Here is a 25,403-nt window from a genome sequence, read left to right on the forward strand (position 1 = left end):
CAAAAAAGGCGATCATTGATCGCCTTTTTTGTGGATGAATCCCTTATGGATTAAGGGATATTTAAATACTTATGGGTCTGAAGAGAGATATTCCATTTTGGATTATCTTTCACATGATCAATGATCAATGGAGTCATTTCAGAATATTTGGACCATTCGGGCTGCAAGTATAATTTACAATTGCTATTAACTAATTTTGAGTGCTCTTCGGCCCATTCAAAATCACTTTTATTGAAAACAATGACTTTTAATTCACCTGCTGCTTCTAAAACATCTTTCCTAGGAGCTTTGAATTTCTTTGGAGATAGACATATCCAGTCCCATTCACCACTTAGTGGATAGGCTCCTGATGTTTCAATAAAAGTTTGAATCCCAGCTTCGTGCAGTCCTTTTGTTAGATAGTCTAAATTATATATTAAGGGTTCTCCTCCAGTGATTACAACTGTTTTAGCTGGATATTTTTTAGCATTTTCAATGATCTGGTCAGCAGTAGTCAGCGGGTGTAAAGTAGCATCCCAGCTTTCTTTGACATCACACCAGTGACAACCGACATCACATCCTCCCAATCGAATAAAATATGCAGCTTTTCCTGTGTGAAATCCCTCTCCCTGAATTGTATAGAATTCTTCCATCAACGGAAGTAAAGTACCGTCTTCTGGAACTTGATGTGACATAGTAATGAATTTAAGATTGCAAAAATAATAAAAAAGATTGTGATATCTGGAGTGTTTTCAATTCATTACTTTTAAATTAGATAGGAATCTCACTCACTCTACAATCATAACGATAAAAAAATCATTCCATATTCTGGTTTAGTTTTTCTATCGCCAATATGCGTTTGCTATCCTTGGTTAAGGAAGTAAAAGCCTTTCAATAGGGAGAGGACGCTAAAATGTAGCTCACGATAATGGAGTATGAGTAAAGAGTTAAAAGTGTAGTTGTCGATTATTTTCAGTATATTTGATGGATAATGAATCTATTATCAGATTTTAAGTGTTAAGCTTTGCCGATTAGAAGCAACTTAGTATGTTGTGAATCTGTAAAGTATTGTTTTATAAATAATTACTAAAAATAATCATATTTGTTGATGATTAAAATTACATTACCTGATGGTTCCGTTCGTGAATATGAAAAAGGAACTTCAGCTGCTCAAGTAGCACTGTCAATTTCGGAAGGTCTAGCTAGAAATGTTTTAGCGGCTGAAGTAAATGGAGAAATTTGGGATTCATCTCGCCCAATTGAAGAAGATTCTACAGTAAAATTGTTGACTTGGAATGATACCAATGGTAAATCGACCTTTTGGCATTCTTCAGCGCATTTATTAGCAGAAGCATTAGAAGAACTTTATCCAGGTATCAAGTTTGGTATTGGTCCAGCGATTGAAACTGGGTTTTATTATGATGTAGATTTTGGAGATCGTGAATTCTCATCGGATGATTTTAAACAAATCGAAGATAAGATGTTGGAATTAGCAAAGCGTAAAGAAATTTTCGAACGTAAAGCTGTTTCAAAAGCTGATGCCATTGCTTATTTTACTGAAAAGGGAGATGAGTACAAATTGGATTTGATCAAAGATCTAGAAGACGGTAAGATCACATTTTATACACAGGGTGAATTTACCGACTTATGTCGTGGTCCGCATATTCCGAATACAGGATTTATCAAAGCGATCAAATTAACGAATGTCGCTGGTGCGTACTGGAGAGGGGATGAGTCACGTAAACAATTGACCCGTATCTATGGTGTTACTTTTCCAAAGGCTTCTGAATTAACCGAATATTTGAAGTTTATTGAAGAAGCAAAGAAGCGTGATCATCGTAAATTAGGTAAAGAATTAGAATTATTTGCTTTTTCTGAAAAAGTTGGTGCAGGATTACCATTGTGGTTACCTAAAGGAGCAGCTTTACGTCAGAAATTGCAAGATTTTTTACAAAGAGCTCAATTGAAATCAGGATACGAGCCTGTCATGACTCCACATATTGGTAATAAGCAATTGTATGTGACTTCAGGTCATTATGATAAGTACGGTGAGGATTCCTTCCAGCCGATTAAAACTCCAGTTCAAGACGAAGAGTTTTTCTTAAAACCGATGAACTGTCCGCATCACTGTGAGATCTATAAGACAAAACCGCGTTCATATAAAGATCTTCCTGTACGTTTTGCAGAGTTTGGTACTGTTTATCGTTACGAACAATCTGGAGAGTTACATGGCTTGACACGTGTGAGAGGGTTTACTCAGGATGATGCGCATTTATTTTGCCGTCCTGATCAAGTAAAAGAAGAGTTTAAAAAAGTAATCGACTTAGTATTATATGTATTCAGAGCCTTAGGTTTTGAAGAATATACGGCACAGATTTCGTTGAGGGATCCGGAAAATCGTACGAAATATATTGGTACAGATGAAAACTGGGCATTAGCAGAAAGTGCGATTATTGAAGCTGCTGCAGAAAAAGAATTGTCAACAGTCATTGAGTACGGAGAGGCAGCTTTCTATGGTCCTAAACTAGATTTCATGGTGAAAGATGCTTTGGGTCGTAAATGGCAGCTAGGTACTATTCAAGTGGATTATAATTTGCCTGAGCGTTTTGAATTGGAATATACGGGTTCTGATAATGCAAAACATAGACCGGTGATGATTCACAGGGCACCATTTGGTTCGATGGAGCGTTTTATCGCCGTATTGATCGAACATTGTGCGGGAGAATTTCCATTATGGCTTGCGCCAGAACAATTTATCATCTTGCCTGTATCAGAAAAATATGAAGAATATGCGAAAAATCTTTTAGAATCGCTAAATAATTCCGATATTCGCGGACTGATAGACTTGCGTGATGAAAAAGTAGGTCGTAAAATCAGAGATGCAGAGGTGAAAAAACTGCCTTACATGTTGATTGTGGGCGAGAAAGAGGCTGAGAGTGGCACGATTTCTGTTCGTAAACATGGTTCAGTAGACTTGGGTTCCATGACTGCTGACGAATTTAGAGAAGTATTAATTAAAGAAATAACCGTTTAAATATTTAAACATTTGGCATTAAAAAGACCAGGTGGTCCTAGACCACCAATGAGAAAGAAAGAACCAGATCACCGCATTAATGAACTAATCCGTGTGCCTGAGGTACGTTTGGTAGGTGACAATGTGGAAACAGGAGTATATCCTACACGTAAAGCTTTAGAGCTTGCAGATGAATTGGAACTTGATTTAGTTGAGATTTCGCCAAATGCTGTTCCGCCGGTTTGTAAAATTATCGACTACAGTAAATTTGTTTACGAGCAAAAGAAGAAACAAAAAGAAATCAAAGCTAATGCAAAGCAAACTGTTATTAAAGAAATCCGTTTCGGACCTAATACCAGTGAACATGATTTTGATTTCAAATTGAAACATGCAATCAAGTTTCTTGAAAGTGGTGAGAAAGTTCGTGCTTACGTACACTTTAAAGGTCGTGCAATTGTACACAAGGAACAAGGAGAGATCTTGTTATTGCGTTTTGCTCAAGCTTTAGAAGAAGTAGGTAAAGTAGAATTGCTACCTAAATTAGAAGGAAAACGTATGTTTTTAACTTTAGCACCTAAGTTGGTAGCTAAAAAATAATAAAAAAATTCTAACAGATTGATATAAAATTTAAAGTATTATGCCAAAAGTAAAAACCAATTCCAGTGCTAAAAAACGTTTTAAGCTTACTGGAACAGGTAAAATCGCAAGAAAAAACGCTTTCAAAAGCCACATCTTGACAAAAAAGAGCACAAAACGTAAACGTAACTTAACAACAACAAGTTATGTATCTGATGGCGATATGGGCAACGTTAAACGTATGCTTGCTATCGGTAAATAAGTTTTATTCGATTTAATTAATAATAATTTTTTAACCGGGTACAGGGTAGTAAGTTCATTGTAAAACATGGCGCCTTTTACCAAATAATTTTAAAAATATGCCACGTTCGGTTAACGCAGTTGCTTCGAGAAGAAGACGTAAAAAAATCCTTAAATTAGCGAAAGGCTATTATGGATCACGTAGCAAAGTATATACTATTGCTAAAAATACAGTAGAAAAAGGTTTACAGTACGCTTACCGCGACCGTAAAACCAAAAAACGCGAGTTTAGAGCTTTATGGATTCAACGTATTAACGCTGGAGCTCGTCAACAAGGATTATCTTATTCCGTGTTGATCGGTAAATTAAATGCTAAAAACATTGGTTTAAATCGTAAGGTTTTAGCTGATTTAGCATTAAACAACCCAGATGCTTTCAAAGCAGTTATTGACGCAGTAAAATAGAGTTTTAACCCCGAGTCAATTTGTTAGATATTGGAAAGGAACCCATCGGGGTTCCTTTTTTTTATTTTTATTGTTACAAGCCACTCATTATTTTATCATTTAATAATGAGCTGTTTTACAGTTTATTTTTTTGAACTGTTTTGAAGTTTGTAATATATTTTTATTTTTATATAAAAGAGCCGTAATTTATGAAGTTTCAAGATCTAGTAAATTTGTATGAAGAGGGGAGATATGAAGATTGTTTATCTGAATTGGAAGTTTTTCTAGTATTGAATCCTCAAGATATCCCTGCATTATTATTAAAAGCGAACGTACTTAAAGAACTTGATTATCAAATTTCAGAAGAAGATAATAAGGAACTTTCCTTAAATGACTTTCAGGAAGTTATCACCCTATATAAAACCATTTTAGAAATTGAACCAAACAATGAAGCTGCATTATTTGGTTTATTGGAAACGACACGCTTTTTCTATAAAGATTTAGATTATGATGAGTACGCTTCCTATATCGAAAGATTGAGTGTGCATGAAGATGAATTGGAAAATGTGTGTCGATTTAGTGCTGATCTAAATTATTTACATGAAAAGTATACTGAATCTGTTCGCAATATAAATGAATTGCTTGCTATCTATGAAGTATTATATGTGCATGATCGGATTAGTAAATGTGCCTTGCTAACTGAAAGCGTACTTTTTAAAGCAATGATACTCCGTGAGAATCTCAATCAACATCAGCAAGCATTAGCCGAATTCAAAAAATATAAACACGATATACTGTCCAATAATGTTTTGTTATATCTGGATATCGGGCAACTCGCTATGGAATATCATGACTATGAAATGATGGGCTGGGCTGGGGTAAAAGCAGTTTTATATGGAAATGAAGATCCTGAAGTAGATGCCGAAATATTTAAGTATTATGAGCAGGTAATGGATCTATTAAATGGTGGATTGGAAAATAAGCAATGCATCTATTTTGCTATTATGGTACAGCGCAATTTTCGTGAAGAGCTAGGGCTTGATTTGTCCGATCCTCTAATCGAAGCTAAGCGTTATATCGACCTTTACCCAGAATGGTTTATACCTTATCATTTTGCAGGAACTTATATTCTGGAAGGGGGAAATTACGAAGAAGCGTTACCTTATTTAGCCAAAGCGGTAGAATTGGAAGGGTTTTCAATAACGATTCATCGTTATATCCTGACCTACTATGAAGTTTATAAGAAATTACCTGAGATTTTACACTGGCCAGAAGATGGTCCTATAGATTATTTTAATTCTGGATGTGAATTTTCAGAGTTTGAAAATTCGATCGGTTCACCCATTTTAGATATGCCTTTATTGAATTACCGCTTGCAGTTTTTCAAAAGGTCTTATTTGGGATTTAAAGCGTATTTCCACAAGAATAAATTTGAAGCTAATTACTTCATCAATAGCCAGCTTATGTCTATGTGCTGTAATAATTATGCCTTAGCGCTCAGTAGCAAACGGAAATATGATGAGGTCATCGATATCTGTAAAGAAGGACTTACTTATAGTAGGTTTTGGGAACTTTATAATACATTGGCTGATGCCTATTTTGAAAAGGGTGAATATGAAGATGCCTTGATCAATTATCATGAGCTACTGGATGAAAGTTTTAAAGAATTTGACTTACCCAATTACCTCCGTATTTCTGCTTATGTGACCAAATGTGAGTTTAAATTAGGCTATATAAAAGAAGCAGAAGAAAGATTAAAAATCATCTCTCAGGAATATGATGAACTCATTCATTCTGCAGATTACACCACGTATGATGAAGAGGATTTATTTGTAACTCGTCAAGCATATATGGAAATTCAGAATGCACGCTTTGATTTAATCAATCATAGGGGAGATTCTGAAACGTTAAAAGATTGGCAAAAAGAATTAGAAAGTAAACCTGATGATGCCTCAAATTGGTATATGTTGATGCAAAATTACTTTCAATTAGAGCAGTATGATCAATGTATAGCATGTGCCAATAATTATCAAGCAACAAAACCGTTGCAGGAAATGGCGCTGATCGATTATCGTAAGTTACATTATTTGAGGGGAAAATCGTACTTTTTGTTGGGCAACTATGCTGCAGCTTTACAAGATTTGTTAGTTGCTTATGATTCGACAAAGTCTACTTTAGTAGAAGAAGAATCATATGGTGATTTTCATTTGATACTCATTCATGTAGTCCGTGCTTATTTTCATTTGCAAGATTGGGAAAATGTGATTCGTATCAGTCAAGAATCCCAAGAAATGTATGTTGCCGAAAACTGGGAAGAAGATGATGATTGGGCGGAAATGACATTGATGTCTGCTGAAGCATCATTTGAATTAGGTGATCAAGAAATTGCGAAGGAAAAAATTCAAGCTATACTTAAAATATTTCCAAAGCATGTAAAAGCCATAGAAAAGAAAAAATCATGGGGATCGGGCTGGTTTGGCTGGCTAAAAAAATAAAAACTTTATATCCTTATTGATTGTTCTATTGACACAAAATATATTGTTATGATTATGATAAGAAAAAATATGATACTTGGTTTTGCAGCTATTTTATTAGCAGCAACAAGTGTAACCTATGCGGCGATCGATTCTAAACCGATTACTCAAGTTGATCAGGTAAAAGGAAAAGAGATTGTTATAGAAGGTAAGGGTAACAAACGTACGATTAAAGTGACTGCTAATGATGTGGTTAAAATAGAAGGTCTGGAAAATACAGTGACGATCGAGGGTTCTTTTGCAAAACTCGAAATTGAAGGTGCAAGTAACTCCGTCAACCTAGACGATGTCAAAAAAGTGAGTGTAGAAGGTATGGGTAATAAGGTCAATGCTAATCATGTTGATATCGTACATGTGGAGGGGACTCAAAACCATGTGCATTATAAATCATCAAAAAATAAGACAGGTAAGGCGGATACTAAAATAGAAGGTATTGATAATATGGTGATGAAAATTAAGTAATCATTTTTTATTTTATCATGTTATGAAGGGACTGATTTATTTAATCGGTCCTTTTTATTTAATCATAGATTGAAAAAAAAACACGCTTTAAGCGTGCGACAACTTGTTCAATAAAATTCAGGTTAATCTTCTCCTGATAATAAATCATCTCCATCAAATGTAAATTCGATTGCATCTGTGTAGCTTTCTAAAGCTGTTAATTCAAAGTCTTTAATCATCTCTTTTAATTTTTAATTACCATAAAGATAAGTTTGTGTTTTTACCATACGGTAAATCTGATGTGAAGTTTATGTTAAGTCTTTCAAAATAATTATCTAGTTAACATAACTATGGCTTTTATGGTGCAGTATTCATATATATCAGTTTGTAATCACTCGTTTTTTAAAAGAAAAACCTATCTTAGTGAAATTACATGATGTAGGTACAATCGTCATTTTGATGCCTACTTTTTTTTCCATATTGATCACTAAATGATAAAGTCTTCATGTCAAATTTAATTAATTTAAAAATTTTCAAGCAGTTTTTACAATCTAGTAATACGGGAGGTATTCTGTTATTTATCTGTGTTATTATTTCCTTGATTATTGCGAATACTCCACTGGCAACTTCGTTTAATAATTTATTAAATACAACAGTCGGATTTGAAACAGAAAATATTCATTTAAACTACTCCATACTGCTTTGGATTAACGATGGATTAATGGCGATATTTTTTCTATTGGTTGGTTTAGAAATAAAACGCGAATTGGTTGAGGGAGAATTATCATCTCCTAAAAAAGCATTATTACCAATTTTAGCAGCTGTGGGTGGTGCTATTCTGCCCGCGCTCATATACTTGTTCATTAATAAAGGACTACCGACAGAGCATGGTTGGGGAATTCCTATGGCTACCGATATCGCTTTTGCATTGGCTGTTATTACGCTATTGGGTAAACGGGTTCCAGCTAGTTTAAAGATTTTCTTGGCAGCCTTAGCTATTGTAGATGATTTACTAGCCATTTTAGTCATTGCTTTGTTTTATAGTGGTGATTTACATTACAGCTATTTATTTATTGCTTTAGGTATTTTCGCATTCTTATTACTGTTGAACTTTTTGGGAGTTAAGAAGATCTGGGCATATTTGATACCGGGCATATTTATTTGGTATTTTATCCATCATTCTGGCATACATGCAACAATAGCTGGTGTATTGGTGGCGCTGACATTACCAACTAATGCGACTGATGATGAATCTCCATTAGAAAAATTGGAGCACATCCTTACTTCCCCAGTAAATTTTATTATTATCCCTCTTTTTGCAATTGCTAATACCAACATCACGATTCATAGTGAAATGGTTGGGGGATTGACAACTGCTTTAGGAGTCGGTATCATCGGGGGACTGCTCGTTGGGAAGTCTGTTGGGATCTTAGGTATATCTTATATTGCTACAAAATTGAAACTATGCACCTTGCCTGAAGGAGCAAATTGGAAACATATCTTTGGAGTCGGTTTACTCGGAGGAATCGGATTTACAATGTCGATTTTTGTCTCTATACTCGCATTTACAGACCCTATGCTCATTGAGGAAGCAAAATTTGCTGTACTGATCGGGTCCTTATTTTCAGGAGCAATCGGCTACTTATTTCTCGCTAGCATTGGAAATAAAAAACCAGTATAATACTAGTCATCGAGATCCATTTTAAGAAAGTAAAGAATAAATCATATCAAGGGCTTGTGCAATACAATTGTACAAGCCCTTTTCTTTACAGAAATATTTCTCATCTAAAATATTAGGAGTTACATGTAACACCTTGCTAAATCCTCATCTTGAAAAAAAAAACCTTTAAAGTTTATAATATATTTAGAAAAGATAACAAAACTTTTTAAGTAAATAATAAATCTTATGTCATCATTAAATTTAACATATGATTAGCATTTATATATCGATCGTTTGATAAAACTTGAAAGTAGAAATCATTATTGTCTTTTTTTTGTTACAAAATGTATTTGTTACAATAAGTGTATATAATTTTATTCGCTATATATCAGTGTGTTATATATGATTTGAAAAGATATTTAACAAATAATTATGAAATTTCAATCGATTGCGTACATTTAATTAACAACTAAACATGTAGTGCTAGGGGAGATTCTTCAAGAGGATATAGCACTGATTAAATTACCAAATTAAACCTTTTTCACATTATGAGAAAACTACTACAGTTTCTTAATGAGGATTTTATTGAGCATAAAAAATCGATAAAATACTCTCTTTGGGCATCTACCGCGCTCGTATTGATTAGCCATCAAACCTTAGGTAACCCAATGTCCAAATTTGCCAATGCTACAAAATATGTAGTAAGCGCTCAAACAGTACAAAAACCCATTCGAGGAAAAATTCAAGATGCGGCCACTAAAGAAGCAATAGCTGGAGCAACAATTAAAGTTGTGGGAAAAACGACGGCAACGTCTTCCGACGCGGACGGTAATTTTCAGATTGATGCAGCTGTAAATGATGTATTAGAAATTACTTATGTCGGATTCTCAAAACAGACAGTGAATGTCACGTCCACTTCATTGCCCCTTGTTATTGGGATGTTAAGTCAAAGTGATAATCTGGAAGAAGTCGTAGTAACTGGCTACGGTACACAACGGAAAAAAGATTTAACAGGTGCGGTATCTGTGGTCAATGTGGATCAATTAAAGAGTACGCCAGCAGCAAGTGCCGTAGAATCTTTACAGGGTCGAGCTACTGGTGTTCAGGTGGTTACTGATGGTGCGCCAGGATCTACACCACAGATCAAAATTCGTGGATACAGTACCATTAACAACAACGAACCGCTGTATATTATCGACGGAGTACCTTACGAAGGGAAGTTAAGTTGGTTGAATCAAAATGATATAGAGTCTATGCAAGTGCTGAAAGATGCCTCAGCGGCCTCTATCTATGGTTCTCGAGCAAATAATGGAGTGGTGATTGTGACCACGAAAATGGGTAAATCGGGTAAACCACAAATTAATTTGGATGCCTATTATGGATTACAAGTACCTAATAGTAGTCGGTTTCCGAAAATGTTGAGTCCGCAACAAGTTTTAGATATTGAAAATAGATTGGATGGAAAAAACAATACTTTACCAGATTATATAATTGCAGGTGCAGCACTCGGCAATGCCATTACACCTGCTGACCTTGACATGTCAAAATATAAATACAATGCTACAAGTCGTTCCGACTTTTATCAAATCACAAAAGCAAATAAAGCAGGAACAAATTGGTTCGATGCTTTATCTCAAAATGCACCTACGCAATCTTATCAATTGAGTGCTACAGGGGGTGGTGAAAATGCAAATTATGCCTTTTCAGGAGGATATTTAAAACAAAAAGGTACCATTGTTCATACGGGTTTTGAAAAATATAATATCCGTTCAAATATGTCATTTTCGGCTTTTGATAAGAAATTGAGATTTGGCGAAAATATGCAATACTCTTTTACTGAAGGCTTTGGTATGGGAGTAAATACGAATACTGCAGGAGATTATATTGGAGAAGGAAGTGCACTTGGTTTCGCTTACCGTATTCACAATTTAATTCCTGTGTATGACGAAGGTGGAAATTTTGCAGGATCGGTCGGTGGACAATATGGTAATGGAGAAAATCCTGTAGCAATAGCTTATCGCGCAAAAGATAATAAGAATAAGAGTAATCTGTTTTTTGGAAATGTGTATGGTGAGTATGATTTGCTTAAAGGTTTGACTTTACGTACCAGTATGGGTATGAAGTATGAAAATTATAATACGGTTTCATATACCTATCCCAATCCAGAATTTACAGAGGGAAGCTTTAATAATGGAATGAATGAAGCTTCTGGAATTAACAAAGAGTGGACTTGGACAAATACGTTAAATTATAAAGCTGTAATTAATGATGACCATAACCTCAATATCTTATTGGGAACAGAGGCGATAGAGAATCGATATAGACAGATATCTGCTAGAGGAAATGGTTACTTTACAACATCCAGTTTAGATTATTTTTATATCAATTCTGCTTCAAGAGATGTTTTTGGAAATGGAGAAGGTACAGTAGGAGCACTATTCTCCATATTTGGAAAAGTAGACTACTCGTATAAAGACCGTTATATTTTTAGTGGAACTGTAAGACGAGATGGATCTTCTACTTTCGGACCTGATAATAAATACGGGGTATTTCCAGGAGTAAGTGCAGCTTGGCGCTTATCTGAAGAAGAGTTTTTAAAAGGCTCCTCTTGGTTGAATGATTTAAAGATAAGAGCTGGTTATGGTGTGACAGGAAATCAGCGGATTCCACAAAATCAATATGTGAATCGTTATCGGGTAGAAGTGAATGCATCCTCTTATCCGATCAATGGACCACTTACTTCAGGGGTATGGCAAAATGCATATAGTAATCCTGCGATCAAATGGGAGCAAGTTTCGGCATTAAACTTGGGATTGGATTTTTCAATTATGAATGGAGATTTTGATGGATCATTTGACTGGTATAATAAGAAAACCACGGATATGCTCTATCCACTTCCTTTGCCAGCAGTTGCCGCGGGTAGAGCAGATGCTCCTTATGTTAATATCGGTGATATGCAAAATAAAGGAATTGAGTTCTCCTTAAATTATCACTACGGTAAGAAGCAAGAGAAACCTTTCACCATAGATCTTTCGGCAAATATCTCTAAAAACGTCAATAAAATTGTGTCTTTAGCGCCATCTATTAGTCAACAAGTATACGGATCATTCCGTAGTATGGAAACATCGATATTGAAAGCAGGTGAGCCATTAGGTGCTTTTTATGGGTATCAAGTTGTCGGTATATATCAAGATGCCGCTGATATCGCAAGTGCTCCTTATGCTGATGGGAAATCAAGAATTGGAGGACTTAAATATGCAGATATCAATGGTGACAATGTCATCGACGCTAATGATAGAACGATCATCGGAAGTCCTCACCCTGATTTTGTCTATTCATTAAATATCAATGCTACTTACAAAAACTTTGATTTAATGGCCTATTTCTATGGTTCTAAAGGAAATCAAAATTATGAAGCAACACGTTACTTCACTGATTTTGGTGTATTCAAAGGACAAAAAAGTGTTCGCGTTTTAGATGAATGGAGTCCAACGAATACAGGAAGTATGATTCCATCGCAGGTCAATGATGCTTCACCATATGAGTATGCCTCTTCAAGTTATTATGTACAAGATGCTAGTTTTTTAAAGCTTAAAAATTTACAGGTAGGGTACAATTTACCAGTTCAAAATCTATTTGGAGGAAATAGTTCGATCCGCAAATTTAGAATGTATTTTGCGGTTACGAATTTGTTTACTATTACCAAGTATGAAGGTTTGGATCCAGAGGTAACTGCTACTCCTTCAGATTATCCTGCACTAGGTGTTGATTTTGGTGTCTATCCTCAGTCAAGACAATATATGTTAGGACTTAGTTTAGGTTTCTAAAGCTTTATTAATTATTAAAATTTAAATATCATGAAGAAAAAGAATATATATATGATACTGGGAGCCACTACACTTTTATTTGCATCATGCGGTAAGGGGTTTTTGGAAAAATTCCCACAGGGAGAGTTGGCCGAATCACAAGTTGAAAATGCAAAGGGAATTGAAGGGGTACTGATTGGCGCTTATGGGATTCTGAATGGAAATGTAAGTGGAACTTGGGGAAACTATTCATCTGCGCCTAGTCAATGGTTATTTGGTGAAGTTGCAGCTGACAATGCCCATAAAGGTTCTACTTCTACCGATCAACCCAATATGAATATGATCGAATTTCATACACCCAACAGCTCAAATGATAACTTGAGCCAAATGTGGGAAGTGTATTATGAAGGCGTATTGCGAACGAACAACACTTTGCGTCTATTAAAAGTAGATCAGGCTGGAGCCAAAACCATTACGGCAGCGCGAGCAAAAGAGATTGAAGGTGAAGCAAGAGTATTAAGAGCACATTATTACTTTTATCTATGGAGAGTCTTTAAAAACTTGGTATATGTCGATGAAAATACCACTTCAGATGAAGCAAAAGTAAAGCCTAATAAAGATGATGTATTGCCCAAAATAATAGATGATCTTAAGGTTGGTATTGAAAATTTACCTTTAACAAAAATTAATCAGGAGTCTGGTCGGATGGATAAAAATATCGCAAAAGCATATTTAGGTAAAGTGTATCTATACCAAAAGAAATATCCTGAAGCGCTTGTGTTGTTCAAAGAAGTTATGGCGGGTAAAGATATTCTAGGAATGCCTTTTCAAAATAACTTTGATGTGCTGAATGAGGATGGACCAGAAGCATTACTCGTGGCTAAACATGCGATCAATCCTGATGGAAGTGGTGACAATGCAAATGTCGGAGATATGCTAGCTGGTTTAAATGGAAATAATCCTGTTGGATGTTGTGGTTTCTATCAACCTACCATTGACTTGGTAAATGCTTATAAAGTAGATGCCAATGGTTTACCTATGTTAGATGGCTCTTACCGTACAAATCCTTATAAATCAGATTTCGATGCAGCATCGCCATTGACGTATAAATTGGATACTACTTTACGTTTTGACCCACGTTTGGATTATACCGTAGGTCGTAGAGGTGTGAGATATCTTGATTACGGTGTAATGCCAGGAAATGCTTGGATCAGAGAGGCATCAAGTGGTGGTCCTTTTGTTGGTATCAAAACCATGATACCACAGAGCCAATTTGCAAGCCATACAGCTTCTGGTGCAGCATATATCACGGATTTGGACGTTAATATTATACGCCTAGCCGACGTGATATTGATGGCGGCAGAGTGTGAAGTGGAAGCCGGAAATTTGGCAGGAGCGATGAATTATGTGAATGCAGTGCGTACTCGTGCAGCAAATTTGCCAGCTAAAAAAACAGCGTACAATAATAATGCGGCGGTCTATGTAGTAAAACCATACTTATCTTTTCCTGATGCAACCTATGCACGTAAAGCCGTTCGTTTTGAGCGTCGATTAGAGTTAGCGATGGAAGGACATCGTTTTTATGATTTAGTTAGATGGGGAGAAGCAAAGTCGACATTAGAAAGCTATTCAACTTTTGAAGGAGGTATTTTGCCAGCATATAAAGGTCTGAATTTTAAACCTGAAAATGAATATTTCCCAATTCCTCAAACGCAAATTGATAGAAGTGGAGGAGCTTTAACACAGAATACAGGATATTAATCATCCTTTTTTAAACAATAAAAAGTGGCTTGCCTGATTTCAGGCAAGCCACTTTTATATACTAATACTTATGAGATTTATTTGATTCTAAAAGAAATGTTATGGCGATCCCTATACGCTCAAGATGTCTATTGATAAAAGTGATCATTTTTAAGATGCCCTTTCCCTCAGATAAATAAAGGAACTCAATTTGCTCTTTAATCTTCTGAAATTTATCTACTGATAACTTAGAGTGATCTTAGATCTGCAATAAATGCATCTACATTTTTTTCATCTGTTGCCCAAGAAGTGATTAATCGAATTGCTGCATGATCATCATCGATTTCCTTCCATACATAGAATAGATAATTTTCATTAAGTTTCTGGATAACATCTTTTGGTAAAATAGGAAAGATCTGATTAGTCGTTGAATTTGTTAAAAAAGAAAACCCTTTCGACTGTACAGCGTCCACTATTTTCATGGCCATGGTGTTTGCATGCTTTGCCAAGTCAAAATATAGATCATGCCTAAATAACTCTAAAAATTGTATTGCTAGTAAACGTCCTTTAGCAAGCATGGCACCTTTCTGTTTCAATACATATTCAAAATCGAAGGCTAGTTCTGGGGTACTAAAAATAACCGCTTCTCCCAATAATGCACCATTTTTTGTTCCACCGATATAGAAGATATCTGTTAATCTTGCGATATCAGCGAGTGTCATATCATTATTTTGCGCCATGAGTGCATGCCCCAATCGAGCACCATCGAGATAGAGTAACAAATTATTGGTCTTGCAGCATGAAGATAAATCTTCTAATTCACTTTTTGTATATATGGTACCGATCTCAGTCGAATTGGAAATATAAACCATTCTTGGTTTTACGACATGTGGCTTTAGTGCATATTCTTTTAATGCGTTTTGGATATCTGAAGGTCTTAATTTACCATCTTCCGTTTCTACTGCAATAACTTTATGTCCCGTTGCTTCGATAGAACCGGTCTCGTTGGCCGAAATATGTCCTGTCTTAGCACTTATAACCGCTTCATGTACACGAAGTAGAAAAGAAATTACGATGAGATTTGTTTGTGTACCGCAAGAAAGAAAATGTATCGTAGCATGAGGATTTTTTATTTTTTCCTTTAATACCTCTTTAGCTTCAATACCATATTCATCTTCACCATAGCCCAGTTGTTGTACGAAATTTGTTTCTATGAGTTTAGTTAAAATATTGGGGTGTGCACCCTCAGAATAGTCATTTTTGAAATTATACATTTTTTAATATTTTCCTACGTTCTTTATCTATTCAAGTAGCTTTTATATAGCCTATGTAAAGATAAAATATAATTGATAAATTCATAACACCATAATTTTCTTAATGGGACTAGCTTAAGTTGAAAGGTGCTGATTTGAATATGGTATAAAATAAAAAATCACGGAATTATATTTCCGTGATTTTTAAAATCTTTTAGGAACCTGGCTCCTTTAACCTTTTTTCTTTTTCATGGTCATTTTAGCTTTTTTGCCAGCGCCATAATTATAGGTCTTGCTATTGCTTTCTTTCTTTTGATGAAAAGCTGCACCACGACTGTCAGGATTTTCTTGATCGATAAGCGTAGGATTTTCTTTTTTCGCGCTATAAATTGATAATTTTTCGGGTAAATCAAGTACCTCCATTTTTTGACCTACGATTTGTTCAATTTTTTTGACTTCGGGCAATTCCAGATCAGTTGCGAAGGTGAAAGCCAATTGCTCTTCATCATGAGATTTAATGATTCGTTGAATAAGCATATCGTTATGCTCAGGTATTTCAAAATGGAAGATATAAGGTATGCCTGATAGATCTAATTCTTCAGTTCCTTCATTGGCAACAATCAAAATTCGATGTGCGTTATCCTGTTTGAATAGATCGATATCATGAATGTTTTTATCTTCAAAAAATAGGGGGTTGAAGATCAGAATCTCTTCATTGTACTTACGGTGCAAGCTTTTTCCTAACTTTTGCGCAGTAAGTTTACTATTAACAAAAATAATAACTTTATCAAACACTTCGTTATCCAGCATCAAGCTATTGAGAAGATTGATTTTAGTTGTGAAATTGGGTACTTGATAAAGAAATAAGTCATGAACGTTAAGTTTTTCTGATGCCAATTCCTCCACTTCAATAAGGGCAGGAGTAACCATAAAACTATCGATCATCTGATGTAATTTTTCGTGCTCTACAGTACTAAAAATTAGATGTTGACATTTTTTACAGCTTTGTACAAGTTCCTTGACAGGGGTGATCATTCCATTTTTTATAACCTCTTCGGCATCATCGATAATGAGGGTATGGATTAAATTGAGATTTAAGCCTAGTTTAAGATAAACAGCTCTTGCTCTATTGGGCGTCGAAACAACGATTTCAACACCTGCAACGAGCTTCTCAATCTCCTGTTCCATACTTCCTCCAGCCCGTAAGCCGATAATACTAAGGTCTTTATTTTTACTGATCAAATAGAATTGATCTACAATATTCTGAACGCGTTCTTGATCCGGTGCCAAAATTAAAACTTTGGGCGCATCAGGAACATTAAATTTAAGTCCAGAAAGTACACTGAGTACGTAAGTAGTCGTTTTTCCTGAACCCTCAGGACCGATAGCGATGATATCTTGACCTCCTAATATCCGTGATATCGATTTTACCTGTATTTCCTTTGCTGTTAAATAACCCAAGTCTTCCATGGATTTTTGTAACCGCTTGCCTAATTTTAATTTATCGAGAGACACTTTATCGTCGTATTTAATGAATAATGGTCAAAGTTACTCAAAAAAAACTTTGCAAATACCTGAATATAGACCTTTATCGTATATTAATTGATCAAGAGAGAGGCAAAGCGATGGAGAGAGGTTTGCATTTTTTCCTCTTACTTCAATAAATCAAAATCTTTTCATGGTGATAAGTACTCTTTTGATTACAGGTGTACGAAATTGCAAAATGTGGGGTTGATGATCAAGCTACCAAAGATCTTTTTACCCCCCTATTTAAGTTTGTTTCATCAACTTCTTTTATTGTCTTATTATGATTATCTTTAAAAAAAAGCATATTTGACGTTATTGAAAGGAGGACAGATGTCCGCACATGTAGAAAAGTATTCATTTGTATTTCAACCTTGTGAAAAAGGTATTCAACTTGTAAAATCTATCAAAGAAAGTTTGAAAAATAAGATTGGATGGTTTTCAAGCTGTCATTCGTTGGCCCATATTACGATCTGTGAATATCAGGCTGATATGGATATGTTATCGCATATAAAAAGACAAGTTGCTGAAGTTCTAAAATTTGAACAATCACAATATGTCTATTTTGATGAATATCAGGTTTTTCCACAAAATGGTACATTTTATATTGCTCCAGCATTAAAATCAAAACAATTTTTGAAAAAGAAAATGGAAGCAATAACTCAGTTAGATTTTGCAACTGAGCTTTATAAGAGTGAAGAACCGCACTTGACTGTAGGGCGAAAACTGGATCAAGAAAAGTTAGCGATAGCTTCTGAAAATCTGAAAGCAGTTGATTTGGACTTTTTTTGTTCCAGTATTTTTTTGCGTAAGTTTAATCCTATTCGAAAGCAATACGATATCATAGAAGAGTTTAAGTTTGGGAATTTTCAAAAACCGCCCGTTGAAGTGGGACAATTATCCTTTGATTTTTAATAAAAGGGGTAAAAATGTAGTTTTTAGTTTAAGGATTTATATCTTTATTTCCAAAAGATAGATCAGGTTTAAATTACAATAAATTGCTACATGAGTAAAGATCCTTACCAACATGAAAAATCTCTTTCTGACGTACACGAAAGTGTTGAAATCATTAAGGATAAGTCAAAGATTAAGAAAGTACTCAGTTTTTTTGGACCTGCTTATCTGATCAGCGTAGGGTATATGGATCCTGGCAATTGGGCTACAGATTTGGCAGGTGGAAGTCAGTTTGGCTATGCTTTACTCTGGGTACTATTGATGAGTAATATTATGGCTTTGCTACTGCAGAGTTTATGTACACGATTAGGTATTGTACGACGTAAAGATCTTGCACAATGTAATCGAGAAACATATCCAAAGCGCATGAATTTTGTGCTTTATATCTTAGCAGAAATTGCGATCGCAGCATGTGATCTTGCCGAAGTATTGGGGATGGCGATAGGGCTTAATCTTCTTTTCGGGATCGATATCCTTTGGGGTGTTTTGATCAGTTTTGCCGATACATTTCTAATCATGTATTTGCAGAAGCTGGGTATGCGTAAAATGGAGCTTTTCATTATAGGACTGATTACCATGATCGGGATGTGTTTTATGGTAGAAATGTTTTTGGTGCAGCCTGATTTTAGTGAAGTTGTGACTGGCTTTATACCCAGCTTGCCCAATAGCGCTGCGCTGTATATTGCCATAGGGATTATAGGTGCAACTGTCATGCCCCACAATTTGTACCTACATTCTGCATTAGTACAAACTCGAAAAATAGAGAGAGATGATCATTCGATTAAAAAAGCCATTAAATATAATTTTTTCGATAGCGCGATCGCTTTAAATTTAGCATTTTTAGTGAACGCTGCCATCCTCATTCTCGCATCAGCAGCTTTTCATAAAAATGGAATGCATAATGTTGCAGATTTAGAAGATGCTTATCATTTATTGGGAAAAACATTAGGAACAGATCTAGCACCAAAATTATTTGCAATTGCGCTGATACTAGCAGGGCAGAGTTCCACCGTGACAGGAACTTTAGCAGGACAAATTGTAATGGAAGGATACTTGAGGTTACGGATTAGTCCAACATTAAGAAGAATTATTACGCGCCTGTTAGCCATTATACCTGCTGTATTGGTTATTTTGATTGCTGGAGACTCTCAAGTTGGTTCCTTACTCATTTTTAGTCAGGTTATATTAAGCATGCAATTGGCATTTGCAGTAATTCCTTTAATTCATTTTGTGAGCGATAAGGAAAAGATGGGCAATTTTGTTATCAAGCCTTATGTACAAGTGTTAGCATGGTTGATCGCAACTATTATTGCAGTGCTTAATATAAAGTTGGTATATGAGGAGATTACTGAGTGGATTGTCAAGTATGACTCCCTATGGCTGACCAGTATATTAATTCTTGGTGCGATGGGTATGGTGGGACTATTATTGATGACACTTCTATATCCAATCCTTCACAAAAACAAACCCATTGAATTAGATGTACATCCCCCTTTTGAGGATTTGAAATTTGAAGAGCCAAAAGTATTTAATAAGGTTGTTCTGGCTTTGGATTACTCGACTTCAGATACTAAAGCTGTACAATATGCGCTTTCGATTGCCAATCCAGATTCCCATTTTATTTTAGTGCATATCGTGGAAAGTGCGGGTGTAAAGTATACTGGAGAGCCCACAGATGATCTAGAGTCTAGACAAGATATGGAAAGACTGAAAAAATACGCACATTTTTTTTCCGATCGAGACTATCAAGTGGATCTGGAACTGGGATATAATAATCGTATTTCATCCATTGCTAAAATCTGTGAACAATATCAAGCTGATTTATTAATCGTTGGTAGTCATGGACATACCGGTGTGAAAGATTTTGTCTTTGGTGAAACTGTAAATAAATTGAGACATACCGTAAAAATACCTGTGTTTATCGCACAATAACCTGATATGATAATTATTTAAGGTAGAAGATATTTGAACTGTTCGTTATCTTTTTTATCTTAGTTAATAAGTTAAAAATGCGAATGGAAAATATTAAACAGATTTATATAGAAAAAGAGGTAGCACATTTCCTTAATCTTTCTATGTATCAAAATCAGATTACTTTTTTAAGCAATTTGATGATTTCTTCTAAAAGCGATCAAATTTTAGATAAAATTCGTATTGACATTGATACAGATGAACCTTGGATGGAACCTTATTCCTACCAACTCGCATATTTACCTGTAGGTTTATCGGTTAAAATACCGACAGATAAGATCATGATTAAACCTGCTTATTTTATTCAATTAAGTGAGGTTGAACGCAGTTTTTATCATATTAGAGTGTATCAAGATGAAAATTTATTGACAGAGGAAACTGTCGAAATTGAATTACAACCGATGTCTTTCTTTGGTGGTTTTAATGCACTTCCTGAATTATTAGCTTCCTATGTAACACCAAACCATCCTTATATTTATAATATAAAGAATAAGGCAGTAGCATATTTAGAAGAGCAAAATTTGCCAGTTAAATTTGAAGGTTATCAATATGAAGATCCTGTACGCATATTGGAAATGATGCGAGCTATATATAAGGCCATTCAGTCGGAACAGATTGTCTACAGTACCTTGCCTCCAAGTTATGAAGAACGGGGCCAACGGCTGCGTTTGCTTGATGTGATTGCTAGTAAGCGTTTTGGTAATTGTATTGATATTAGTTTATTGTATGCAGCTTGTCTAGAAGCAATAGATCTAAACCCAATCATAATCGTGACTAAAGGACATGCCTTTGTCGGCTGTTGGCTTCATAATGATAAATTTTCTGAAATTATTAATGAAGATAAAACGGCTATAACTAAACGTTTTGCTAAAGGAATAAGTGAAATTGTTGTCATTGAGTCGACCAGTGTCTGTAAAGGCATTTCTATCAGTTTCAATGAAGCAATAGATCTCGCTGAAGCGAATCTGGTCGAAAAGGATGACTTCGTTTTATCAATCGATATCAAAAGAGCTCGAGCTAGTGGTATAAAACCACTTCCTTTGAAATTAGATGCTAGTATGAGTGAACTTTCAGAGCTGATCGTAAGAAATGCAAGTGTCAAAGAAGAAAAGATTGAAGTTGGTAAGATTTATGCCGAAAAAGAACTGAACGGGAATAAAATCATTAGTAAACAGAAGATCTGGGAAAGGAAACTATTGGATCTGTCATTGCGCAATAATTTACTTAATCTGCGCATGACAAAAAACATGTTACAGATCATGGATGTGAATATTCATGATTTAGAAGATCTATTAGTAGATGGAAAGAGCTTTTCGATTAGTGCAAGTGCAAATGCTCCCCTGTTAAAACAGTATAGTATCTTGAATGAGACGATGCATGCGTCATCTCCAGCATATCAACTAGCGCAGGAAGAATTGGCACATAATCGTTTGATTTCTTACTATCATAGTGAAGATTTGGATACCATCCTCACCCACATCTATCGAAATGCCAAACTATCTATTGAAGAGAACGGATCCAGTACACTTTATTTAGCGATTGGATTATTGAAATGGCGAGATAAGAAAACACCTAGTCAAGTCAGGTCTGCACCAATAATTTTGATTCCTGTAGAATTGACACGTAGGTCCATTAATAGCAAATTTATACTTCGTAGCCGAGAAGAAGAGGCGATGATTAATATTACTTTGTTGGAATTTCTACGTCAAGAATATGAACTTGATTTGAGTGATCTGGAAGAACTCCCGAGAGACAACAAAGGTATTGATGTCACTCAAGTAATTGCCCAAATACGTAGAGCGATCATGGGACTGAAAGGCTGGGATATTGCCGATCAAGTAATCTTAGGTAATTTCTCCTTTAATAAATTGATCCTATGGAATGATATTGCACATCAATCTGATCAGATCGCACAAAGTACAATTGTTCGGAGTCTAATAGATGGTCAATTGCGACTAGATGTTGAAGACAAAGAAAGTACATTAGATTTTGATAATATTCATCCCGCAGCATTGGCATTACCAATTGCGACAGATGTTTCGCAATTAGCAGCTATTTACGCTTCAAGTGAAAATCAAAGTTTTGTCCTGCACGGACCTCCAGGTACAGGAAAGTCACAGACGATTACCAATATCATTGCCAATGCCCTATATCAAGGCAAGAAAGTCCTTTTTGTTGCGGCAAAGAAAGCGGCCTTGGATGTTGTATATAAACGATTGGCAGCTATCGGATTATCAAATTTCTGTTTGGAGCTACATTCCAATAAAGCAAAAAAATCAGACGTACTTGCGCAACTTGCTGAAACATTAGAACTTCCTAAGTTGTTGGACAATTTTGATTTTAATGACGAAGCTAATCATTTAATAAATGCTAAAAGAGAGCTCCAAGTATATATCGAACAATTGCATGCACAACAGACAGTCGGTTGGACGTTATACGATAGTATTATTGCAATTACCACATTAGAATCCTATAGTTTTTCTAAAATTGATTTACCAAAAACAATTTTTGATACGCTCACCAATGAGAAATGGCGATCATGGAGAGATTTAGTGATCGATTTATATTCTGTATCACAGATCATAAATAAGCCTAGTCGTAATCCATTTAGGGGAATTGCGCTTACCAATTACTCAACGGCTATCCAACAACAAGTAGCATCCTCATCCCTTCAATTGAAACAAAGTTCGGAAGAGTACGAATCGGTCATGAGCCGTTTTATTTCAGCTATTGATCTCCCTATTCAAGTGTTTTCTTGGTCAGATCTGAATCAGTTTAATCAATTGGTAAATTCCTTATTACAACTACCAGAAACGGGATTGTCACTTTGGCGGGTACTCCTTAATCAACAACAGCAAGAAAAGATACAAAAGTGGTTAATTGATTTTGAAAATTTTCAAACTAAACGTCGTATTCTATTAAGTATTGCCCATAAAAGTGTGTTAGATGCTAATTTAACAGCATTAGAATCAATTTGGAATGCAGCAAAACAGACTTGGTTTTTTCCAAAATGGTTAAAAAAGAGACAGGTACAAAAAGGGTTATCGAGCTATAGCAGCAAGCTTTTAAATGAAGATGCAGCATTAGATCAATTCTTCTCCGAAGTCAATGCATATCAACAAATTACTGATGTAGTCAAATCAAGAGAATATGATTTCATTCGTCAAGCATTATCCAATTCTTATATGGAGGAGGAAACGGATTTAGGCTATATCAGAAAACAAGTTGAAGGGATACAATCCTTAAATGAATTATTGAGACCCCTATTAATTTCACCTTTGGAAGAGGTTGTCTCCCAATGGATAGCAAATTCGAAAATCAACATCAAGCAGTTGATGCCAAACCAAGAGCAAGCACTGCTTCATGTTTCAACTGCGTGGGAAACCTTACTTAATCATACCCATCAATTTCAACAAGAAACGCAATTGGATATCCGATCCTATCCAGTTCAAGTCGATTGGTTGACTGAAATAAAGGAAAAAATGGCGGGCATAGTAGCACATATTGATGCCCTCAAAAATTGGACGAACTATTCTAAAATAAAAGAAAAAGCGATTGAATTGGAATTAGGATGGTTAATAGACCGCTATGAAAATGATGAAATACAACAAGAACATTTCGTGGAGCATTTTGACTATAGCATTCACTATAATCTAGCCAATCATGTAATCGCTTCTCATGATGCACTGAATATGTTCAATGTTCGATTATTTGAAGATAAAATTGCGAAGTATAAACAGATTGCTCAGGGATTCACGGAATTGACAAAGAAAGAATTGTTGCTGCGTCTAAATAAGGACTTGCCAAATACGGTGCAGGAAGCCGTTCAAGGTGCTGAATTAGCAGTGCTACAACGTGCTATCAAAAATAGGGGACGAGGATTAAGTATAAGAAGATTATTTGATCAGATACCGAATTTACTACCTCGATTGGCTCCCTGTATGTTGATGAGTCCTATATCTGTAGCGCAGTATTTTGAAGTAAATCCGGAGCAATTTGATTTGTTAATTTTTGATGAGGCGTCACAATTACCAACTTGTGAGGCCGTAAGTTCTCTAGCAAGGGCTAAACATGCAGTAATTGTAGGAGACCCAAAGCAAATGCCGCCGACATCATTTTTTATGAGCAATAAAGTCGATGAAGAAAATATAGAAATAGAAGATTTGGAAAGTATTTTGGATGATTGCCTTTCTTTATCTTTTCCATCTAAGTATCTGCTGCGTCATTATCGAAGTAAACATGAGAGTTTGATCGCTTTTAGCAATGCTCATTATTATGACAATAAACTATTAACATTTCCATCTGCAGATGATTTAAATAGCCGAGTTACTTATCAGTATGTAGAAGGATATTATGATAAGGGTAAAAGTCGCCAAAATAAATTTGAAGCACAGGCGATCGTCGATGATATCGCAAAACGGCTTCGTAATGAAAAGTCGAGAAAACAAAGTATCGGTATAGTCACTTTTAGCCAAGTACAACAGAGCTTAATTGAAGATAAACTGAATGAGTTATATCGAAAAGACACCCAGTTGGAATCATGGGCAGTTGAAAGAGACGAACCGATCTTCATTAAAAATTTGGAAAATGTGCAGGGAGATGAACGTGATGTCATCTTGTTTTCTATCGGTTATGGACCAGATGAAAAAGGTCAACTCAGTATGAATTTTGGACCTTTAAATCGTGAGGGTGGATGGAGAAGACTCAATGTTGCTGTAACAAGAGCTCGTGAGGAAATGAAAGTCTTTGCGACACTGCGATCAGACCAGATTAATTTAAACCGAACTGCTTCGGAAGGAGTCGCTGGTCTGAAAAATTTCTTAGCTTTTGCAGAAAAAGGACATTTGCCCCTTGATGCAGGTATGATAAGCGCCGAGGATAACCAGCTAAATTTAAGTCAACATGTGGCTAACAGATTGCGAGCAGAAGGACTGGTGGTCAATGAAAATATAGGAACATCAGATTTCAAAGTTGATCTAGGTATTGTTCATCCAGAGTTCCCGAGTCGTTATATTTTATCCATTTTGTTGGATGGAACCCATTATTTTAATGCCGAAACTACGAATGATAGAGAATTGGTATTGCCGCAGATGCTGGAGAGCTTAGGATGGAATATCTTTCGTATTTGGACTTTAGATTGGATTGAAAACTCGGATGTAATTGTAGAGTCCATTTTGGTAAAAGTAAATGAGCTAGTCCTACAAGTGGATGTGCCATCTGAAGAGGAAATTAATCCAACGGTATAGTTGAGTTTTAGTCTTTTGATGAT

The 25,403-nt window shown here is 35.5% G+C and carries 15 protein-coding genes; 12 read left to right on the top strand and 3 right to left on the bottom strand.

Annotated elements, in window-relative coordinates; genetic code table 11:
- Positions 1-50: 50 nt before the first annotated feature.
- A complete protein-coding gene (locus C8N37_RS01940; RefSeq protein WP_108157298.1) occupies positions 51-674 on the bottom strand; it encodes a 7-carboxy-7-deazaguanine synthase QueE in 624 nt (207 codons plus the stop codon).
- Between the two features lie 413 nt (positions 675-1,087).
- On the opposite strand from C8N37_RS01940, the gene thrS reads away from it, so the two are divergent.
- The 9 genes from thrS (at position 1,088) to C8N37_RS01985 (ending at position 14,453) form a co-directional block, all read left to right on the top strand.
- Positions 1,088-3,013 carry a threonine--tRNA ligase gene (thrS, locus tag C8N37_RS01945; RefSeq protein ID WP_108157299.1) on the top strand — a complete coding sequence of 642 codons (1,926 nt, stop codon included), beginning with the start codon at positions 1,088-1,090 and terminating at the stop codon, positions 3,011-3,013.
- 12 nt (positions 3,014-3,025) lie between these two features.
- Complete coding sequence (gene infC, locus C8N37_RS01950) at positions 3,026-3,589, top strand: translation initiation factor IF-3 (protein ID WP_021191520.1); 564 nt, start codon at positions 3,026-3,028, stop codon at positions 3,587-3,589.
- A gap of 40 nt (positions 3,590-3,629) precedes the next feature.
- Positions 3,630-3,830, top strand: a complete 201-nt coding sequence (gene rpmI, locus C8N37_RS01955; protein WP_021191519.1) for a 50S ribosomal protein L35 — start codon at positions 3,630-3,632, stop codon at positions 3,828-3,830.
- A 97-nt stretch (positions 3,831-3,927) separates the two neighbouring features.
- Entirely contained in the window at positions 3,928-4,272 is a 345-nt protein-coding gene (rplT, locus tag C8N37_RS01960) for a 50S ribosomal protein L20 (protein WP_021191518.1), read from the top strand.
- 188 nt (positions 4,273-4,460) lie between these two features.
- Positions 4,461-6,746 carry a tetratricopeptide repeat protein gene (locus C8N37_RS01965; RefSeq protein ID WP_108157300.1) on the top strand — a complete coding sequence of 762 codons (2,286 nt, stop codon included), beginning with the start codon at positions 4,461-4,463 and terminating at the stop codon, positions 6,744-6,746.
- A gap of 69 nt (positions 6,747-6,815) precedes the next feature.
- Positions 6,816-7,247 carry a DUF3060 domain-containing protein gene (locus C8N37_RS01970; RefSeq protein WP_186812863.1) on the top strand — a complete coding sequence of 144 codons (432 nt, stop codon included), beginning with the start codon at positions 6,816-6,818 and terminating at the stop codon, positions 7,245-7,247.
- A gap of 484 nt (positions 7,248-7,731) precedes the next feature.
- The gene (gene nhaA, locus C8N37_RS01975; protein ID WP_108157302.1) at positions 7,732-8,907 is read left to right on the top strand and encodes a Na+/H+ antiporter NhaA; all 1,176 of its coding nucleotides are present in this window, start codon (positions 7,732-7,734) and stop codon (positions 8,905-8,907) included.
- A gap of 527 nt (positions 8,908-9,434) precedes the next feature.
- Entirely contained in the window at positions 9,435-12,713 is a 3,279-nt protein-coding gene (locus C8N37_RS01980; RefSeq protein WP_108157303.1) for a SusC/RagA family TonB-linked outer membrane protein, read from the top strand.
- A 30-nt stretch (positions 12,714-12,743) separates the two neighbouring features.
- Positions 12,744-14,453 (top strand): RagB/SusD family nutrient uptake outer membrane protein, encoded by a 1,710-nt coding sequence (locus tag C8N37_RS01985; protein WP_108157304.1) that lies wholly within the window; start codon positions 12,744-12,746, stop codon positions 14,451-14,453.
- A 227-nt stretch (positions 14,454-14,680) separates the two neighbouring features.
- Here the strand turns inward: C8N37_RS01985 and C8N37_RS01990 are convergent, their stop codons facing one another.
- Positions 14,681-15,706 (bottom strand): threonine aldolase family protein, encoded by a 1,026-nt coding sequence (locus C8N37_RS01990; protein WP_108157305.1) that lies wholly within the window; start codon positions 15,704-15,706, stop codon positions 14,681-14,683.
- A gap of 210 nt (positions 15,707-15,916) precedes the next feature.
- Positions 15,917-17,155 carry a DEAD/DEAH box helicase gene (locus C8N37_RS01995; RefSeq protein ID WP_244914318.1) on the bottom strand — a complete coding sequence of 413 codons (1,239 nt, stop codon included), beginning with the start codon at positions 17,153-17,155 and terminating at the stop codon, positions 15,917-15,919.
- 363 nt (positions 17,156-17,518) lie between these two features.
- Here C8N37_RS01995 and C8N37_RS02000 point away from each other — a divergent pair, with 363 nt between their 5' ends.
- From C8N37_RS02000 to C8N37_RS02010, 3 genes are all read left to right on the top strand, one after another.
- Positions 17,519-18,124, top strand: coding sequence for a 2'-5' RNA ligase family protein (locus tag C8N37_RS02000; protein ID WP_146170980.1), 606 nt, complete (start codon positions 17,519-17,521; stop codon positions 18,122-18,124).
- A gap of 90 nt (positions 18,125-18,214) precedes the next feature.
- Positions 18,215-20,095, top strand: coding sequence for an Nramp family divalent metal transporter (locus C8N37_RS02005; RefSeq protein WP_108157308.1), 1,881 nt, complete (start codon positions 18,215-18,217; stop codon positions 20,093-20,095).
- 83 nt (positions 20,096-20,178) lie between these two features.
- A complete protein-coding gene (locus C8N37_RS02010; protein WP_170114453.1) occupies positions 20,179-25,380 on the top strand; it encodes a DUF4011 domain-containing protein in 5,202 nt (1,733 codons plus the stop codon).
- Positions 25,381-25,403 lie beyond the last annotated feature (23 nt).

The organism is Sphingobacterium faecium, assembly GCF_003054045.1.
Classification (GTDB): domain Bacteria; phylum Bacteroidota; class Bacteroidia; order Sphingobacteriales; family Sphingobacteriaceae; genus Sphingobacterium; species Sphingobacterium faecium.

Coding starts and splice junctions, on each gene's coding strand:
- C8N37_RS01940 (WP_108157298.1), bottom strand. CDS start 674: ATGTCACATCAAGTTCCAGAAGACGGTACTTTACTTCCGTTGATGGAA.
- thrS (WP_108157299.1), top strand. CDS start 1,088: ATGATTAAAATTACATTACCTGATGGTTCCGTTCGTGAATATGAAAAA.
- rpmI (WP_021191519.1), top strand. CDS start 3,630: ATGCCAAAAGTAAAAACCAATTCCAGTGCTAAAAAACGTTTTAAGCTT.
- rplT (WP_021191518.1), top strand. CDS start 3,928: ATGCCACGTTCGGTTAACGCAGTTGCTTCGAGAAGAAGACGTAAAAAA.
- C8N37_RS01965 (WP_108157300.1), top strand. CDS start 4,461: ATGAAGTTTCAAGATCTAGTAAATTTGTATGAAGAGGGGAGATATGAA.
- C8N37_RS01970 (WP_186812863.1), top strand. CDS start 6,816: ATGATACTTGGTTTTGCAGCTATTTTATTAGCAGCAACAAGTGTAACC.
- nhaA (WP_108157302.1), top strand. CDS start 7,732: ATGTCAAATTTAATTAATTTAAAAATTTTCAAGCAGTTTTTACAATCT.
- C8N37_RS01980 (WP_108157303.1), top strand. CDS start 9,435: ATGAGAAAACTACTACAGTTTCTTAATGAGGATTTTATTGAGCATAAA.
- C8N37_RS01985 (WP_108157304.1), top strand. CDS start 12,744: ATGAAGAAAAAGAATATATATATGATACTGGGAGCCACTACACTTTTA.
- C8N37_RS01990 (WP_108157305.1), bottom strand. CDS start 15,706: ATGTATAATTTCAAAAATGACTATTCTGAGGGTGCACACCCCAATATT.
- C8N37_RS01995 (WP_244914318.1), bottom strand. CDS start 17,155: ATGGAAGACTTGGGTTATTTAACAGCAAAGGAAATACAGGTAAAATCG.
- C8N37_RS02005 (WP_108157308.1), top strand. CDS start 18,215: ATGAGTAAAGATCCTTACCAACATGAAAAATCTCTTTCTGACGTACAC.
- C8N37_RS02010 (WP_170114453.1), top strand. CDS start 20,179: ATGGAAAATATTAAACAGATTTATATAGAAAAAGAGGTAGCACATTTC.